A 14,503-nucleotide genomic window follows, 5' to 3' on the forward strand; every position below is an offset into this window, starting at 1 on the left:
GAGGGGCGGGCGGGTGCGGTGCCCGTGACGGAGGCGTGCGCCCGGGGTCGGGCGGGGGTGCCGGCCCCGGCCGCGGCACGGCGCCGGCGGGCGGCAGTCGGCCGGAGAGCGGGCCACCCGGTGTCCCTCAGCGCGTGATCGCCAGCGCCGCCACCGACGCCGTCACCGCCGCCACCGTGAGGACCGCCCCCGTTCCCATCAGGCGGGCCGGCGGCACCCGCACGCCGTGGGCGTGGCAGCGTTCGTACCAGAGCAGGGTCGCCAGGGAGGCCCACGGGGTGATCAGCGGGCCGGCGTTGGTGCCGACCAGCAGGGCCAGCAGCTGGTCGTGGTTGGCCAGGGGCACGGCCGCCTCGCCCGCCAGGTAGACGGGGAGGTTGTTGAGGACGTTGGACAGGCCCGCGCCGACCGCCGCCGCGCGGAACATGCCCGCGAGGCCGCCGTCGTCACCGATCGCGGAGGCCAGCAGGGTGTGCAGGCCGTGGGCGTTGACGGTCTCCACGACCAGGAACATGCCGGGGACCATGACCAGCAGCCGCCACGGGATCAGGGAGAGCCGCAGCGCGGCGCGGTCGCGTACCGCGAAGGCCACGACGACGACCACGGCGGCCGTCGCCGAGGCCGGCCACAGCTCCACGTCCGCGACCAGGATCGCCAGCAGGAACCCGCCGCAGGCCAGCGCACAGGCGCGGAACAGCACCGGGTCGGCGGGCCGGTGCGGACCGGGCGGCACGTAACGGTCCGCGCCCCGCGCGTCCGGACGGGCCTTGGGCCGCACGTCCGCCGCGAGCGCCGCGCCCGGACCGGTGCCCGGGGCCGTCCCGCCGGGTCCCGGCGCGCCCCGCCGTCCCCGCCGCCAGTAGAACCCCCACAGGCAGGCCGCCGTCACCGCGAGCGCCGCGAGCTGCGGGGCCCACATGCGGCCCGCCAGCCCCAGCGGGGACAGTGCGACCCGGTCCGCCGCCAGCAGGTTCGTCAGGTTGGAGACGGGCAGCAGCAGGCTCGCCGTGTTGGCCAACCAGACCGTGGTCATCGCCAGGGGGAGGGCCGCGATGCCGACGCGGGCGGCCATCGCCAGCATCACCGGGGTGAGGAGGACCGCCGTGGTGTCGAGGTTCAGGGCGATGGTGGTGACGGAGGCGAACGCCACGCAGAGCAGGAAGAGGAGCGGGTACCGGCCCCGGCCGGCGCGGGCGATGCGGGCCGCGACCACGTCGAAGACCTCGGCGCGGCTGGTCAGTTCGGCGAGCACGATCACCGTGCCGAGGAACGCCACCAGTGGGGCGACACGGGTCATCGCGTCCGAGGCCGGGCCGGTCGGGAGCAGCCCCGTGGCCACGCAGACCAGTCCGGTCGCGAGGAGGCCGATCGCCACCCGGTCCAGTGCATGAAGACGGCGCAGGACAATCACGCCCGAAAGGGTCGCACATCTGTGCCCCGCCGTTGTCGGGAGTCCCTGGCGGCGGGCGGGCTCACGGCCGAGGGTGACGCAGGGGGAACCGCCGAGCGGGCTCAGTGGCCGTGCGGGGTCTCCTCGTGGGTGCCGGTCTCGGGTGCCGGTGCGGCGCCCGTCCGTACCGTGAACGCCGCGGTGCGGACCGTCCCGTCGACCTTGAAGTCGAGGAACAGCCGGTAGGTGCCGGCGCTGGGTGCGGTGGCCGCGAACGACACCTCGGGCCCGGAGGTCTTCTCGCCCTCGGCCTCCTCGTGCGGGTGGACGTGCAGGTAGGCCAGGTCGCCGGAGCGCAGGGCGACCAGGTGGCCGTAGGCGCCGAGGTAGGGCTCCAGGTCGGTGACCGGCCGTCCGTCCCGGCGGACGGTGAAGGCCAGGTCGCTCTCGCCACCCGCGGCGAGGGTGCCCTCCAGGGCGACGGTGTAGCCGTCGACGGTGACGGTCGCCGCGGGCGCGGGCGCCCGGCTCGCCCGGTACGGCCCGGTGACCGACAGGTCGGAGCCGAGGGTGAGGCCCTCGCTCCCGCCGGCCGGCACGAAGTCCGCGAAGACGCGGTAGCCGCCCGCGGCGGGCAGGTCCACCGGTGTGCTCCAGGTGCCGTCGGCGGCCCGGACGGGATGCAGATGGCGGTACGTCGTCAGCTCGCGTGAGGCGACGATCAGGTGCAACTGCTTGCCGTGGTCCGTCTCGTAGCGGGTCACGGGGGCGCCGTCGGCGTCCCGGACGACGAAGCGCAGGCTGCTCTTCCCCGCCGGTACGGCGGTGGTCTCCAGGTCCAGGGAGTAGCCGTCCTGGGAGACCTGGAGGCCGGCCGGCAGGAGGTTCCCGGCCGGGGGCTTCGCGGCCGGCTCCGAGCTGGGGCTCCCGGTGTGTCCGGCGGCCGTCGTCTCCGGGCCGGCCGGGCCGAGTGCCGTGCCGACCCCGTAGGCGGCGCCGAAGGCCGCGGCCAGTGCCGCCGTGAACGCGCCGATCTTCTGCAGGGGGTTCATATCGGGCTCCCGACTCGTCTCTCTTCACCTGCCGTGTATACCCATGGGGGGTATGCATGGGTCAGTTTATACCCCCTCCGGGTATGAGAGGAAGGGGGGTGGATTCGACGGCGCGGTGGGTGTCGACCCTGTTTTGAACATGTTCAACTCGTGGGCGTACGCTGCCCGCATGAGTGACAGAGCCGCCCTTCTCCGGGGCATCCGAGCCTGGCTTGTCTTCTTCGTCGTCTGCCTGGTGCTCAGCGGCGCCACGGCCTTCCCCCTCGTGCACGAACTGCGCTGGACCGAGGACCTGTTGCGGGCCCTGTCCGTGCCCGAGCACCTCCCCGCCCTCATGGACTGGATCGTGCGGGTGCGGCAAGGGCTCGACGTCGTCGACGCCGAGTACCCCTTCGTGCTCTACGGCACCGACTGGCTGGCCTTCGCGCACCTGGTCATCGCGGTCGCCTTCTACGGCCCCTACCGGGACCCGGTCCGCAACGTCTGGGTCGTCGAGTTCGCGATGATCGCCTGCGCCGGGATCATCCCGCTGGCCCTGGTCTGCGGGCCGATCCGCGGCATCCCCCTGTGGTGGAGCGTGCTGGACATGTCGTTCGGCGTCTTCGGCGTGATCCCCCTGTACGTCGTGCGGCGGAAGATCAAGCGGCTGGAGGCGCTCACCGCCCCCGGCACCTGGGCTCCGGCGACTACTTGAGGGCGGCGAGGGCTATGCGCTCGGCCACCGGGTTCATCCCCTCGCCCTTCGCGTCCGTCGTGTTGACCGAGTAGACCAGGGTCCGGTCCAGGTCCCGGGTCCCGGCGACGATCGCGTTGTAGCCGTACCGGCCGCCCGTCTTGAGCCAGTAGACCCGGCCGCCGTGCTCGAACCGCTGGAGCCCGGCGCTGTAGGTGGCGCCCTCGACACGCGCCGGCAGCGTGAACATCTCGCGCAGTTGGGGCCGCGGCACGATTCGCCCCCCGAACAGCGAGGTGAGCAGGCGCTCCAGGTCCGCGGTCGTGGAGATCATGTCCCCGGCCGCGAACCGGTCCGCCTGGTTCCACTCGGTGACGTCGACGAGGTCGGTCGTCCCGTCGGCCTTCCTGACGGCCTGATAGCCGTGGTTGTGCGGGCCGGCGATGTGCGGGTCGGTGCCGGGGAAGTACGTGTCGCGCATCCCGGCGGGCGCCAGCACCAGTGCGGTGGCCGCGGAGGCGTACGGCCGTCCGGTCACCTTCTCGATCAGCAGGCCGAGGATCGTGTAGTTGATGTTGAGGTAGTGCTGCTTCCGGCCGGGCCGGAACTCCGGTCCCTTCGCCGCCGCCGACGCCACGACGGCCTGCGGGGTGAGCGTGTCGAAGCGGTGGGCGTACAGCTCGGCGAAGGTGTCGCCGAGACCGTCGCCGGCCGGGATGCCGCTGGTGTGGTTCAGCAACTGCCGTACGGTGACCGGCCGGAAGTCCCCGCCGAGGAGACCGGGCAGATAGTGCTGGACGGGCCGGTCCAGGTCTGTCTCACCGCGCGCCGCGAGCTTCAGCACGGCCGCCGCGGTCACCACCTTCGTCACCGAGCCGGCCCGGAAACGGGCGTGCGGGTCGGCGGGACGGCCGCTCGCCAGGTCGTGCACGCCGGCGCTGCCCCGCCAGGTACCGTCGGTGCCGCCGACCCGGACCAGGGCCGCCGTCGCGTCCGCGTCCGGCAGCCCGGCGACCGCCTCGCGCAGGGCCCGCGCGTCGGGGCCGTCGCGATGCGGCTCGGCCGGGGCGGAAGCGGCCGGAGGGGGCGAGGCGAAGGCGGGGACCGCCAGCGGGCCCGCCCCGAGGGCGAGCACCAGGGAGGCGGCGAGGGCGACGGTACGGCGGCGAGCGCGCATGCGGGGAGGCTCCTGGGAGATCGGCGTCGGATGCGTGCTCATCCTGCGTCCTTCCGGCGGCGGCCGGATCGTCACCTGGGAGGGTGTCCGACCCCGGACTGTCCCGGAGCAAGTGGCCGATGTGACAGGGGTGTTGTCGGGGGCCGCCCCTAAGGGTTCCCGCTGTCGGCTCGCTCCCGCAGCCGGTCCGTCCGCCGTCGGCACGTTCCCGCTGTCGGCTCGCTCCCGCAGCCGGTCCGCCCGCCGTCTGCACGTTCCCGCCGTCGGTCAGCCCTCGTCGCGGAGGGCGCGCAGGACGTCGATGCGGTTGGTGGTGATCGAGTCGACGCCGAGGTCGATGAGCCGGCGCATGGAGCGGCGGGTGTCCGGGGTCCACACGGACAGCAGCCGGCCGTCCCGGTGGATCCGGGCGGCCAGGTCGCGGTCGACCAGGGGGAAGCGGTAGTTGAGCCAGCGGGGCTCGACCGCCGCCAGCAGCGCGGGCCGCGGCGGTGCCAGGCTCGTGCAGGTCAGGGCGATCTCGGCGGACGGGTCGGCGGCCCGTACGGCGAGCATCGCGGTGGCACCGGCGCAGTAGTAGACGCGCTCCGCCGCCCCGGCCTCGCGGACGGCGTTCACCACCCGGCGCGCCGTCCGCACCTCCCGGGCGCCCGGCAGGTCGATCATCACCCGGCTTCCCTCGGTCGCCGCCAGCGCCTCCGCCAGCGTCGGCACCCCGCCCTCCGTCAGGCCGCGCACCTCTGCCGCCGACAGCGACTGCAGCGGCCGGTCCCGCTCCCACAGCCGCTTCAGCGTCTCGTCGTGCAGCAGCACGGGCACACCGTCCCGGGTGAGCCGTACGTCGATCTCGACGGCGTCCGCGCCCCGGTCGAGCGCGGAACGCAGCGAGTCGAGGGTGTTCTCACGGACGCGGTAGGGGTCGCCGCGGTGGGCCACGGCAGTCACGGTCTGCATGGGCCCATTGTGGTGGGGGCCGGGGAGCGGGGCGGCCGTCAGGGGGCGAGCCACTCCGTGGTGTAGCTGTCGATCTCGGCGGCGATCCGCGCCTTGCCGGGCCCGTCGAGGAAGGACGCCTCGACGGCGTTCTTCGCGAGGCCGGCCAGCCCGCGCTCGTCCAGGTCGAGGAGGCGGGCGGCGACGCCGTACTCGCTGTTCAGGTCGGTGCCGAACATGGGGGGGTCGTCGGAGTTGATCGTCACCAGGACGCCCGCCGCGACGAAGTCCCGCAGCGGGTGCTCGTCGAGGGTGCGGACCGCGCGGGTGGCGATGTTGGACGTCGGGCACACCTCGAGCGCGACGCGGTGCTCGGCGAGGTGGGCGAGGAGCTTCTCGTCCCGCGCGGAACTGGTGCCGTGCCCGATGCGCTCGGCACGCAGATGGGTCAGGGCGTCCCACACCGTCTCCGGTCCGGTGGTCTCCCCGGCGTGCGGCACGGACCGCAGTCCGGCCGCGATGGCCCGGTCGAAGTAGGGCTTGAACTGCGGGCGAGGTACGCCGATCTCGGGCCCGCCGAGGCCGAAGGAGACCAGTCCCTCGGGGCGCAGCCGGTCGTCGGTGGCCAGTCGCGTCGTCTCCTCGGCGGCCTCCAGGCCGGCCTCGCCGGGGATGTCGAAGCACCAGCGCAGGAGCGTGCCGAACTCCGCCTCGGCCGCCTTGCGGGCGTCCTCGATCGCGTCCATGAAGGCACGCTCGTCGATGCCGCGGCGGGTGGATGAGAAGGGGGTGATGGTCAGCTCGGCGTAGCGCACCTGCTGGCGGGCCAGGTCGCGGGCCACCTCGTACGTCAGCAGCCGCACGTCCTCAGGGGTGCGGACCAGGTCCACGACCGAGAGGTAGACGTCGATGAAGTGCGCGAAGTCGGTGAACGTGAAGTAGTCGGCCAGCGCCTCCGGGTCGGTGGGGACCTTGGAGTCGGGGTGGCGGGCGGCGAGTTCGGAGACGATCCGCGGGGAGGCCGATCCGACGTGATGGACGTGCAGTTCGGCCTTGGGCAGGCCGGCGACGAAGGCGTTCAGGGTCAAGGGGTCCTCCCCGGGACGGCACCCCGGGCCACGCGGGCCGGGCGGGGTGCGGGTGATCGGCTGATCGGTGAGACGGCATCATCGTAGGCGGACGTTTCGGGGGAGGAACGAGGGCGTCGACGGACGAGGGCGGGCCACCGGCCCGGGCGGGCCCGCGGCGTCGGGTCCTGTGCTGTCAGGTCCTGTGGTGTCAGGTCCTGTGCTGTCGGTCCTGTGGTGTCAGGTCCTGTGGTGTCAGGCACCGTGGCTCGAAGTGCTGTGCATCGAGGCGCTGGAGCCTCAGGCGCTGGGCCGTCGGCGCCCGTACCCCGGGGGTCCGGTCTCGCGGCCGGACCGACCGTTGCCCGCCTGCCCCCGCCTGCCCCGCCCCCTGTCCCTCCTGCCCCGCCCCCCGGCCGGCCGAGGGGCGGCGCCGGACAGGCCCTAGCATTGCGGGACGCATGACAGAGGGGGTCCCGCGCATGTCCGACGACGCACCCGGTGGTCCGGTCGGCAACCCGTCCCACGACCCGTGGGCCGCGCCCGGCTCCGTGCCCGACGGAACGGAAGGGCCGCAGTACGCCCACGTACCCCTGGACAAGCCGGCCGCGTCGGACGCGGGGAGTGCGTCCGGCGGCCCGGCCGCGGCAACCACGGCAGCGTCCGGCGCCTCCGCCCGGGACGGGGCGGAGCCCGCCCCGCAGGACGCGCGGGCCTCCACCGGCCCCGCCCTCGCGGCCGACCACTGGCCCGCTCCCGCCCCGCAGGACGCGCGGGCCTCCACCGGCCCCGCCCTCGCGGCCGACCACTGGCCCGCTCCCGCCCCGGCTCCGGACCACGACTCCGGCGTCACCATCGCCGCCGGCGAGGTGCCCGCACCGCAGGACCTCGCGCCGTCCTCCGTCCACGACCAGCAGACGGTGACCTCGCTGCCCGGCGTGACGCCGACCCCCGCGGCCGGCACCCCGCAGGGCGACGCCTCGTTCGCGTCCTTCCCGCCGCCCCTTCCCGGTACCGTGTCGCCCGGCTCGGTGAGTGGTCCCAGCCCCTTCGCCCCGCCCGCCGACGGTGCGGTGCCGCCGCCGCCGATATCCCCCGACGGCCCCGGACAGGTGCCGTACGGCTATCCCGGCGGCTACGGCCACCCGGGCCCGCCCGGCTACGGCGTCACCCCGAGCCACGGCGGCGGTCCCGGCTACGGCGGCGTTCCGAGCCACGGCGGCACCCCCGGCCACTACGGGTGGCCCGGCGTGCAGCCGGCCCCGAGCAACGGCATGGGGATCACGGCGATGGTCCTCGGCATCGTCGCCGCCGTGGGCTTCTGCCTCTGGCCGATCGCGATCGTCGTGGGCGTCCTCGCCCTGATCTTCGGACTGATCGGCAGGAGCAAGGCCAACCGGGGCGAGGCCACGAACCCGGGTCAGGCCCTGGCCGGCATCATCTGCGGGGCCACCGGACTGGCCCTCGGGATGGGCCTGGCCGTACTGATCATCGTGGCGCCGTAAGGTCGCCCGCACCGCCCCGGCCCGCACCGCCCCGGCCCGCCCCGGGCCTGCACCGCCACGGCCCGCCCCGGGCCCGCACCGCCCCGGGCCCGCACCGCCCCGGGCCCGCACCGCCCCGGGCCTGCACCGCCACGGCCCGCACCGCCCCGCACCGCCCCTCTCAAGCCCCTCGCAGCCGCAGCCTCGCCTCCATCAGCGCGAAGCCCAGCAGGTTGAGGCCCCTCCAGCGCTCCGGGTCCCACGCCGCCTTGTCGTCCGCGGCGAGGCCGATGCCCCAGACGCGGTCCACGGGGCTCGCCTCCACCAGCACCCGCTCGCCCGTGCCCAGCAGGTAACCCCGCAGCTTCGGGTCCGCACCGAACTTGTGGACGCCGCCCTCGACCACGATCCGGAACCGCTCCCGCTCCCAGACCGCCTCGTCGAAGCCGCGCACCGCCCGCCCGGCCTTCTTCGCCTCGGAGGGGTGGTCGGCGGCCAGCGCCCGCCGCTCCGCCTCCGCGTCGCCGAACAGGCGTGCCTTGCCGGCCATCATCCAGTGCTCGGCCGTGCGGTACTCCACGCCGGCCACGGTGAACGGGGACGGCCACCACTGGCTCAGGCAGCTCGCGCCCACCTGTCCGTCGGGCCGCGAGCGGTGGCCCCAGAAGTGCAGATACTTGATTCTCGCCCCCGTCCGGACCTCCCTGACCAGGGCTTCCCGGGAATCGATCTTCGCCATGCATTCCACTGTGGCACGCGCCACTGACAGGGCGTCTCGCCTTTTCCGGCCCGACTCGACACCTGGTCGACAGATTCCGTCGCGTAACCAAAAGGCAACAACGGAATCACTTGTTGGAGTCCTCTTGCTCTGTCAGGATCGGCACTCAAATCAAGCTGGAGCTACGTCACCCGCCCCCGTGGACATCGGGGCGAAGGCGGAGGAGAGCGACATGCAGAACCCGGGAAGCACCACCCCGGACCCACTCGGCCGGTTTCCCGCACAGGAACGTTTCGCGGACGGCGCCCAGTACATCGCGGGCCGCCTGCGCGCGGGCACGTCCGGCCGCACGCACGCCGTGATCGACCCGGCCACCGGGGACGAGGTCCTCACCTGTGAACTCGCCGGGGCTGACGACGTCGACGCGGCCGTGGCCGCCGCCCGGGCCGCCTTCCCGACCTGGGCGGGTGCCACCCCCGGCGAGCGCTCCGACGCCCTGCACCGCTTCGCCGCCGTCCTCACCGAACACGCCGAGGACCTCGCCCGCGCCGAGTCCCTCCAGTGCGGCAAGCCGCTGAAACTGACCCGCGAGTTCGACGTCCCCGGCACCGTCGACAACACCGCCTTCTTCGCGGGGGCCGCCCGGCACCTCCAGGGCCGGTCGGCCGGCGAGTACTCCGGCGACCACACCTCCTACGTACGGCGCGAACCCATCGGGGTCGTCGGTTCCGTCGCCCCCTGGAACTACCCCCTCCAGATGGCCGCCTGGAAGATCCTCCCGGCGATCGCCGCGGGCAACACGATCGTGCTCAAGCCCGCCGAACTCACCCCGCTCACCAGCCTCCTCTTCGCGCAGGCGGCGACCCGGGCGGGCATCCCCGACGGCGTGATCAACATCGTCACCGGGACCGGGAGGGAAGCCGGCGAGCACCTCGTCGGCCACCCCGACGTGGCCATGACGTCCTTCACCGGCTCCACCGCCGTCGGCCGGCGCGTCGCGGAGATCGCCACCGCCACCGTGAAACGGCTGCACCTGGAGCTGGGCGGCAAGGCGCCCTTCGTCGTCTTCGACGACGCCGACCTGGACGCCGCCGTGCAGGGCGCGGTCGCCGGCTCGCTCATCAACACCGGGCAGGACTGCACGGCCGCCACGCGCGCGTACGTGCAGCGGCCCCTCTACGAGGCGTTCGTCGAGAGGACGGCCGCCCTCATGGAGACCGTCCGGCTCGGCGACCCCTTCGCCGCGGGCACCGACCTCGGGCCGCTGGTCTCGCACGTCCAGCGCGACCGGGTCGCCGCCTTCGTCGACCGGGCGCGTGCCTACGCGCGCGTGGTGACCGGCGGCGAGGCTCCTCAGGGAGATCTCAAGAACGGCGCGTACTATCTCCCCACCCTGGTCGCGGACGCCGCGCAGGACAGCGAGATCGTCCAGTCCGAGATCTTCGGGCCGGTCCTCGTGGTGCTCCCCTTCGACAGCGACGACGAAGGGATCGTGCTCGCCAACGACACGCCGTACGGGCTGGCCGCCTCGGCGTGGAGCCGGGACGTCTACCGGGCGAACCGGGCGACGCGCGAGATCAAGGCCGGATGCGTGTGGGTCAACGACCACATCCCGATCATCAGCGAGATGCCCCACGGCGGATACAAGGCATCCGGCTTCGGCAAGGACATGTCCGCGTACTCGTTCGAGGAGTACACCCAGATCAAGCACGTCATGTTCGACAACACCGCGGTGGTCCGCAAGGACTGGCACCGCACCGTCTTCGGGGACCGGTAGTCACATAGCCACGAATCCGGCCGCCGACCAGGCCGAACCCTCCCGAAAGGGCACCACGCGCATGGAGCAGTACGAGCCAGACCGCCTGACCCCGCCCCAGGCGGCCGCCATACGGCGCAGTCTCCGAGGCGGCAGGGCAGCCATGACCCGCAGGTCGCTGCTGCGCGCCTCGGCGGGCGGCGCCCTGACGCTCGGCGGTCTCGGGGCGCTGAGCGCCTGCGGGATCCCCGCGGCCGGCAGGACCGAGGGCGGCACGTCCGCCGAGGACCACTCGGCGAAGGAGAAGACCGTCAGCTTCTCCAACTGGACCGAGTACATGGACGTCGACGAGGCGGGCAGACACCACCCGACGCTCGACGCGTTCACGAAACGGACCGGGATCAAGGTCAAGTACACCGAGGACATCAACGACAACAACGAGTTCTTCGGCAAGATCAAGCCGCAGCTCGCCGCGGGCCAGGACACCGGCCGCGACGTCGTCGTCCTCACCGACTGGCTGGCCGCCCGCCTCATCCGCCTCGGCTGGGCCCAGAAACTGGACCCGTCCAACCTGCCGCACGCCTACGCCAACCTGTCGAGCCAGTTCCGCAGCCCCGACTGGGACCCCGGACGGGCCTACTCCTACCCCTGGCAGGGCATCTCCACGGTCATCGCCTACAACAAGAAGGCGCTCGACGGCATCGAGGTGAAGTCCGTCTCCGACCTGCTCGACAACCCCAGGCTCAAGGGCCGCGTCGGGTTCCTCACCGAGATGCGCGACAGCATCGGCATGACCCTGCTGGACATGGGCAAGGACCCGGGCAAGTTCACCGACGACGACTACGCGGCGGCCGTCGCCCGGCTCCAGAAGGGCGTCGACAGCGGCCAGATCCGCCGCTTCACCGGCAACGACTACACCTCGGACATCACCAGCGGCGACTTCGCCGCCTGCATCGCCTGGGCCGGCGACGTCGTCCAGCTCAAGGCCGACAGCCCGGACGTCGACTTCGTGATCCCGGACAGCGGCTACATGACGTCCAGCGACAACATGCTGATCCCCAACAAGGCACGTCACAAGACGAACGCCGAGCGGCTCATCGACTACTACTACGAGCCGCGGCCGGCCGCCGAACTCGCCGCCTACATCAACTACGTCTGTCCCGTCGACGGCGTGAAGGACGAACTGGCGAAGATCGACGAGGACGCGGCGAACAACCCGCTGATCATCCCCGACAAGGCCATGCAGGCCAAGTCGCACGCCTTCCGCTCGCTGAGCGCGAAGGAAGAGACGGCTTATGAAGCGCAGTTCGCGAAGCTCACTGGGGCGTGACGAGATGAAGACGACGACCAGCGCCGGCGGCGACGTCCGCCTGTCCGGCATCAGCAAGACCTACGGCTCCTTCACCGCCGTCCACCCGCTCGACCTGACCGTCCCCCAGGGCTCCTTCTTCGCCCTGCTCGGCGCCTCCGGCTGCGGCAAGACCACCACCCTGCGCATGATCGCCGGCCTGGAGGAGCCCACGTCCGGGACCGTCCACCTCGGCGACCAGGACGTCACCGCCCTCCCGCCCTACAAGCGGCCCGTGAACACCGTCTTCCAGTCCTACGCCCTCTTCCCGCACCTCGACATCTTCGAGAACGTCGCCTTCGGCCTGCGCCGGCGCGGCATCAAGAGCGTGAAGAAGCAGGTCGAGGAGATGCTGGAGCTGGTCCAGCTCGGCGAGCAGGCCCGCAAGAAACCGCACCAGCTCTCCGGCGGCCAGCAGCAGCGCGTCGCCGTGGCCCGCGCCCTCATCAACCACCCCAGGGTGCTCCTCCTCGACGAGCCCCTCGGCGCCCTCGACCTCAAGCTGCGCCGCCAGATGCAGCTGGAGCTGAAACGCATCCAGACCGAGGTCGGCATCACCTTCGTGCACGTCACGCACGACCAGGAGGAGGCCATGACGATGGCCGACACGGTAGCCGTGATGAACGCGGGCCGCGTCGAGCAACTCGGCTCGCCCGCCGACCTGTACGAGAACCCGCGCAGCACGTTCGTCGCGAACTTCCTCGGCACCTCCAACCTCATCGAGGCCGAGGTCGACTCCAGGAGCGGCGAGGACATCGTGCTCAGGGCCGGCGGCGGCAAGCTCGTGCTGCCCGGGGCCCGCTGCGCCGCACCGGCCACCACCGGCGGCAAGGTGCTGGTCGGCGTCCGCCCCGAGAAGATCTCCCTCACCCACGCCGACGACGCGGGCGAGATCCCGGCGGGCCGCAACCGCGTCACCGGCACGATCGCCGCCGGCTCGTTCATCGGCGTCTCCACGCAGTACGTCGTCGACAGCGCCGTCTGCCCCGAGCTGGAGGTCTACGTCCAGAACGTCGACCGCGACACCCGGCTGGTCCCCGGCGCCGAGGTCGTCCTGCACTGGAGCCCCGCCCACACCTTCGGCCTGGACGCGACGCAGGACATCGATGCCGGCGTCCAGGAAGAGGCGGCGCTCTGATGGCGACGCTCACGGAGGCGCCACCGCCCCTCTCGCCGACCGCCCCCGAGACCAGGCCGCCCCGCGGACGGGGCCGCTGGACGCCGTACTGGCTGCTGCTGCCCGGCCTGCTCTGGCTGCTGGTCTTCTTCGCGCTGCCGATGGTCTACCAGGCCTCCACGTCCGTGCAGACGGGCTCCCTCGAAGAGGGCTACAAGGTCACCTGGCACTTCGCGACCTACTGGGACGCGCTCGGCGACTACTGGCCGCAGTTCCTGCGCTCGGTCCTCTACGCGGCCGCCGCCACGGTCATGTGCCTGGTGCTGGGCTACCCGCTGGCCTACCTGATCGCCTTCCGCGCGGGCCGCTGGCGCAACCTGATCATGGTCCTGGTGATCGCGCCGTTCTTCACCAGCTTCCTGATCCGCACCCTCGCCTGGAAGACGATCCTCTCGGACGGCGGGCCCGTCGTCGGCGCCCTCAACACGCTGCACGTGCTCGACGTGACGAGCTGGCTCGGCTGGACCTCGGGGGACCGGGTGCTGGCCACACCGCTGGCCGTGGTCTGCGGTCTGACGTACAACTTCCTGCCGTTCATGGTCCTGCCGCTCTACACCTCGCTGGAGCGCATCGACGGACGGCTGCACGAGGCGGCCGGCGACCTGTACGCCAGGCCCGTCACCGTCTTCCGCAAGGTCACCTTCCCGCTGTCGATGCCGGGCGTGGTCTCCGGCACGCTGCTGACCTTCATCCCGGCGTCCGGCGACTACGTCAACGCCGAACTCCTCGGCTCCACCGACACCCGCATGATCGGCAACGTCATCCAGACGCAGTTCCTGCGGGTGCTGGACTATCCGACGGCCGCGGCCCTCTCCTTCATCCTCATGGCCGCGATCCTCCTCATGGTCACCTTCTACATCCGCCGGGCGGGGACGGAGGACCTGGTCTGATGCCCTTCGTCAACTGGTTCAAGAGGAACCTCGTCGTCATCGCGGGCCTTCTGACGCTCGCCTACCTGCTGCTGCCCAACGTCGTCGTCACGGTCTTCTCCTTCAACAGGCCGAAGGGGCGCTTCAACTACGAATGGCAGCAGTTCTCCACGGACGCCTGGAAGGACCCGTGCGGGGTCTCCGGACTGTGCGGATCGCTGTCGCTCAGCCTCCAGATCGCGTTCTGGGCGACACTCGGCGCGACCGCGCTCGGCACGGCCATCGCCTTCGCGCTCGTCCGCTACCGCTTCCGCGCGCGCGGCGCCGTGAACTCGCTGATCTTCCTGCCCATGGCCATGCCCGAGGTCGTCATGGCGGCCTCGCTGCTCACCCTGTTCCTCAACATGGGCGCGCGGCTGGGGTTCTGGACGGTCCTCATCGCCCACATCATGTTCTGCCTCAGCTTCGTCGTGACGGCCGTCAAAGCACGCGTCATGTCGATGGACCCGAGGCTGGAACAGGCGGCCCAGGACCTGTACGCCGGCCCGCTGCAGACCTTCCTGCGGGTCACCCTGCCGATCGCCGCACCGGGGATCGCCGCGGGCGCGCTGCTCGCCTTCGCGCTCTCCTTCGACGACTTCATCATCACCAACTTCAACGCGGGCTCGACCGTCACCTTCCCCATGTTCGTCTGGGGCTCGGCGCAGCGCGGCACGCCCGTCCAGATCAACGTCGTCGGCACGGCCATGTTCCTCATCGCCGTCCTGCTCGTGCTGACCTCCATGGTCGTCACCGACCGCCGTAAGAGGCAGAAGGCGTAAGCCCGCGCCTTCCCGACCCGTCGAGAGCCCGCCGTAGG

The 14,503-nt window shown here is 72.3% G+C and carries 12 protein-coding genes and 1 pseudogene; 7 read left to right on the top strand and 6 right to left on the bottom strand.

The window, feature by feature from the left end:
• Nucleotides 1–127: 127 nt before the first annotated feature.
• Complete coding sequence (locus ACGFQC_RS30985) at nucleotides 128–1,411, bottom strand: SLC13 family permease (RefSeq protein ID WP_363091991.1); 1,284 nt, start codon at nucleotides 1,409–1,411, stop codon at nucleotides 128–130.
• Nucleotides 1,412–1,512: 101 nt separating this feature from the next.
• The gene (locus ACGFQC_RS30990) at nucleotides 1,513–2,442 is read right to left on the bottom strand and encodes a hypothetical protein (RefSeq protein WP_363091992.1); all 930 of its coding nucleotides are present in this window, start codon (nucleotides 2,440–2,442) and stop codon (nucleotides 1,513–1,515) included.
• Between the two features lie 169 nt (nucleotides 2,443–2,611).
• On the opposite strand from ACGFQC_RS30990, the gene ACGFQC_RS30995 reads away from it, so the two are divergent.
• Complete coding sequence (locus tag ACGFQC_RS30995; protein ID WP_363091993.1) at nucleotides 2,612–3,136, top strand: hypothetical protein; 525 nt, start codon at nucleotides 2,612–2,614, stop codon at nucleotides 3,134–3,136.
• Here ACGFQC_RS30995 and ACGFQC_RS31000 read toward each other — a convergent pair.
• The 3 genes and pseudogenes from ACGFQC_RS31000 to ACGFQC_RS31010 all read right to left on the bottom strand — a co-directional run.
• Complete coding sequence (locus ACGFQC_RS31000; protein WP_363092063.1) at nucleotides 3,129–4,292, bottom strand: serine hydrolase domain-containing protein; 1,164 nt, start codon at nucleotides 4,290–4,292, stop codon at nucleotides 3,129–3,131. The two genes, ACGFQC_RS30995 and ACGFQC_RS31000, sit on opposite strands and share 8 nt — an antisense overlap.
• 267 nt (nucleotides 4,293–4,559) lie before the next feature.
• The gene (locus ACGFQC_RS31005) at nucleotides 4,560–5,246 is read right to left on the bottom strand and encodes a glycerophosphodiester phosphodiesterase (RefSeq protein ID WP_363091994.1); all 687 of its coding nucleotides are present in this window, start codon (nucleotides 5,244–5,246) and stop codon (nucleotides 4,560–4,562) included.
• 38 nt (nucleotides 5,247–5,284) lie between these two features.
• Nucleotides 5,285–6,411 (bottom strand): annotated as a pseudogene (locus tag ACGFQC_RS31010) (adenosine deaminase); the annotation flags it as partial.
• A 342-nt stretch (nucleotides 6,412–6,753) separates the two neighbouring features.
• Here ACGFQC_RS31010 and ACGFQC_RS31015 point away from each other — a divergent pair.
• Nucleotides 6,754–7,797, top strand: a complete 1,044-nt coding sequence (locus tag ACGFQC_RS31015; protein ID WP_363091995.1) for a DUF4190 domain-containing protein — start codon at nucleotides 6,754–6,756, stop codon at nucleotides 7,795–7,797.
• 160 nt (nucleotides 7,798–7,957) lie between these two features.
• Here the strand turns inward: ACGFQC_RS31015 and ACGFQC_RS31020 are convergent, their stop codons facing one another.
• On the bottom strand, nucleotides 7,958–8,515 hold the full coding sequence (locus tag ACGFQC_RS31020) for an NADAR family protein (protein WP_363091996.1): 558 nt from the start codon (nucleotides 8,513–8,515) through the stop codon (nucleotides 7,958–7,960).
• 211 nt (nucleotides 8,516–8,726) lie between these two features.
• On the opposite strand from ACGFQC_RS31020, the gene ACGFQC_RS31025 reads away from it, so the two are divergent.
• From ACGFQC_RS31025 to ACGFQC_RS31045, 5 genes are all read left to right on the top strand, one after another.
• Nucleotides 8,727–10,271 carry a gamma-aminobutyraldehyde dehydrogenase gene (locus tag ACGFQC_RS31025; RefSeq protein ID WP_363091997.1) on the top strand — a complete coding sequence of 515 codons (1,545 nt, stop codon included), beginning with the start codon at nucleotides 8,727–8,729 and terminating at the stop codon, nucleotides 10,269–10,271.
• Between the two features lie 61 nt (nucleotides 10,272–10,332).
• Nucleotides 10,333–11,580: a spermidine/putrescine ABC transporter substrate-binding protein gene (locus ACGFQC_RS31030; protein WP_363091998.1), complete on the top strand. Its 1,248-nt coding sequence runs from the start codon at nucleotides 10,333–10,335 to the stop codon at nucleotides 11,578–11,580.
• A complete protein-coding gene (locus ACGFQC_RS31035) occupies nucleotides 11,546–12,736 on the top strand; it encodes an ABC transporter ATP-binding protein (RefSeq protein ID WP_393288977.1) in 1,191 nt (396 codons plus the stop codon). The genes ACGFQC_RS31030 and ACGFQC_RS31035 overlap by 35 nt, the downstream gene beginning before the upstream one ends.
• Entirely contained in the window at nucleotides 12,736–13,665 is a 930-nt protein-coding gene (locus ACGFQC_RS31040) for an ABC transporter permease (protein ID WP_363091999.1), read from the top strand. Before ACGFQC_RS31035 ends, ACGFQC_RS31040 begins: the two co-directional genes overlap by 1 nt.
• Entirely contained in the window at nucleotides 13,665–14,465 is an 801-nt protein-coding gene (locus tag ACGFQC_RS31045) for an ABC transporter permease (protein ID WP_363092000.1), read from the top strand. Before ACGFQC_RS31040 ends, ACGFQC_RS31045 begins: the two co-directional genes overlap by 1 nt.
• The last annotated feature ends 38 nt before the right edge of the window (nucleotides 14,466–14,503 follow it).

The sequence above is a fragment of the Streptomyces sp. NPDC048734 genome (genome assembly GCF_043198675.1).
In the GTDB taxonomy this organism is placed as follows: domain Bacteria; phylum Actinomycetota; class Actinomycetes; order Streptomycetales; family Streptomycetaceae; genus Streptomyces.

Coding starts and splice junctions, on each gene's coding strand:
- ACGFQC_RS30995 (WP_363091993.1), top strand. CDS start 2,612: ATGAGTGACAGAGCCGCCCTTCTCCGGGGCATCCGAGCCTGGCTTGTC.
- ACGFQC_RS31020 (WP_363091996.1), bottom strand. CDS start 8,515: ATGGCGAAGATCGATTCCCGGGAAGCCCTGGTCAGGGAGGTCCGGACG.
- ACGFQC_RS30990 (WP_363091992.1), bottom strand. CDS start 2,442: ATGAACCCCCTGCAGAAGATCGGCGCGTTCACGGCGGCACTGGCCGCG.
- ACGFQC_RS31035 (WP_393288977.1), top strand. CDS start 11,546: ATGAAGCGCAGTTCGCGAAGCTCACTGGGGCGTGACGAGATGAAGACG.
- ACGFQC_RS31000 (WP_363092063.1), bottom strand. CDS start 4,292: ATGCGCGCTCGCCGCCGTACCGTCGCCCTCGCCGCCTCCCTGGTGCTC.
- ACGFQC_RS31040 (WP_363091999.1), top strand. CDS start 12,736: ATGGCGACGCTCACGGAGGCGCCACCGCCCCTCTCGCCGACCGCCCCC.
- ACGFQC_RS31005 (WP_363091994.1), bottom strand. CDS start 5,246: ATGCAGACCGTGACTGCCGTGGCCCACCGCGGCGACCCCTACCGCGTC.
- ACGFQC_RS31015 (WP_363091995.1), top strand. CDS start 6,754: ATGACAGAGGGGGTCCCGCGCATGTCCGACGACGCACCCGGTGGTCCG.
- ACGFQC_RS31045 (WP_363092000.1), top strand. CDS start 13,665: ATGCCCTTCGTCAACTGGTTCAAGAGGAACCTCGTCGTCATCGCGGGC.
- ACGFQC_RS31025 (WP_363091997.1), top strand. CDS start 8,727: ATGCAGAACCCGGGAAGCACCACCCCGGACCCACTCGGCCGGTTTCCC.
- ACGFQC_RS31030 (WP_363091998.1), top strand. CDS start 10,333: ATGGAGCAGTACGAGCCAGACCGCCTGACCCCGCCCCAGGCGGCCGCC.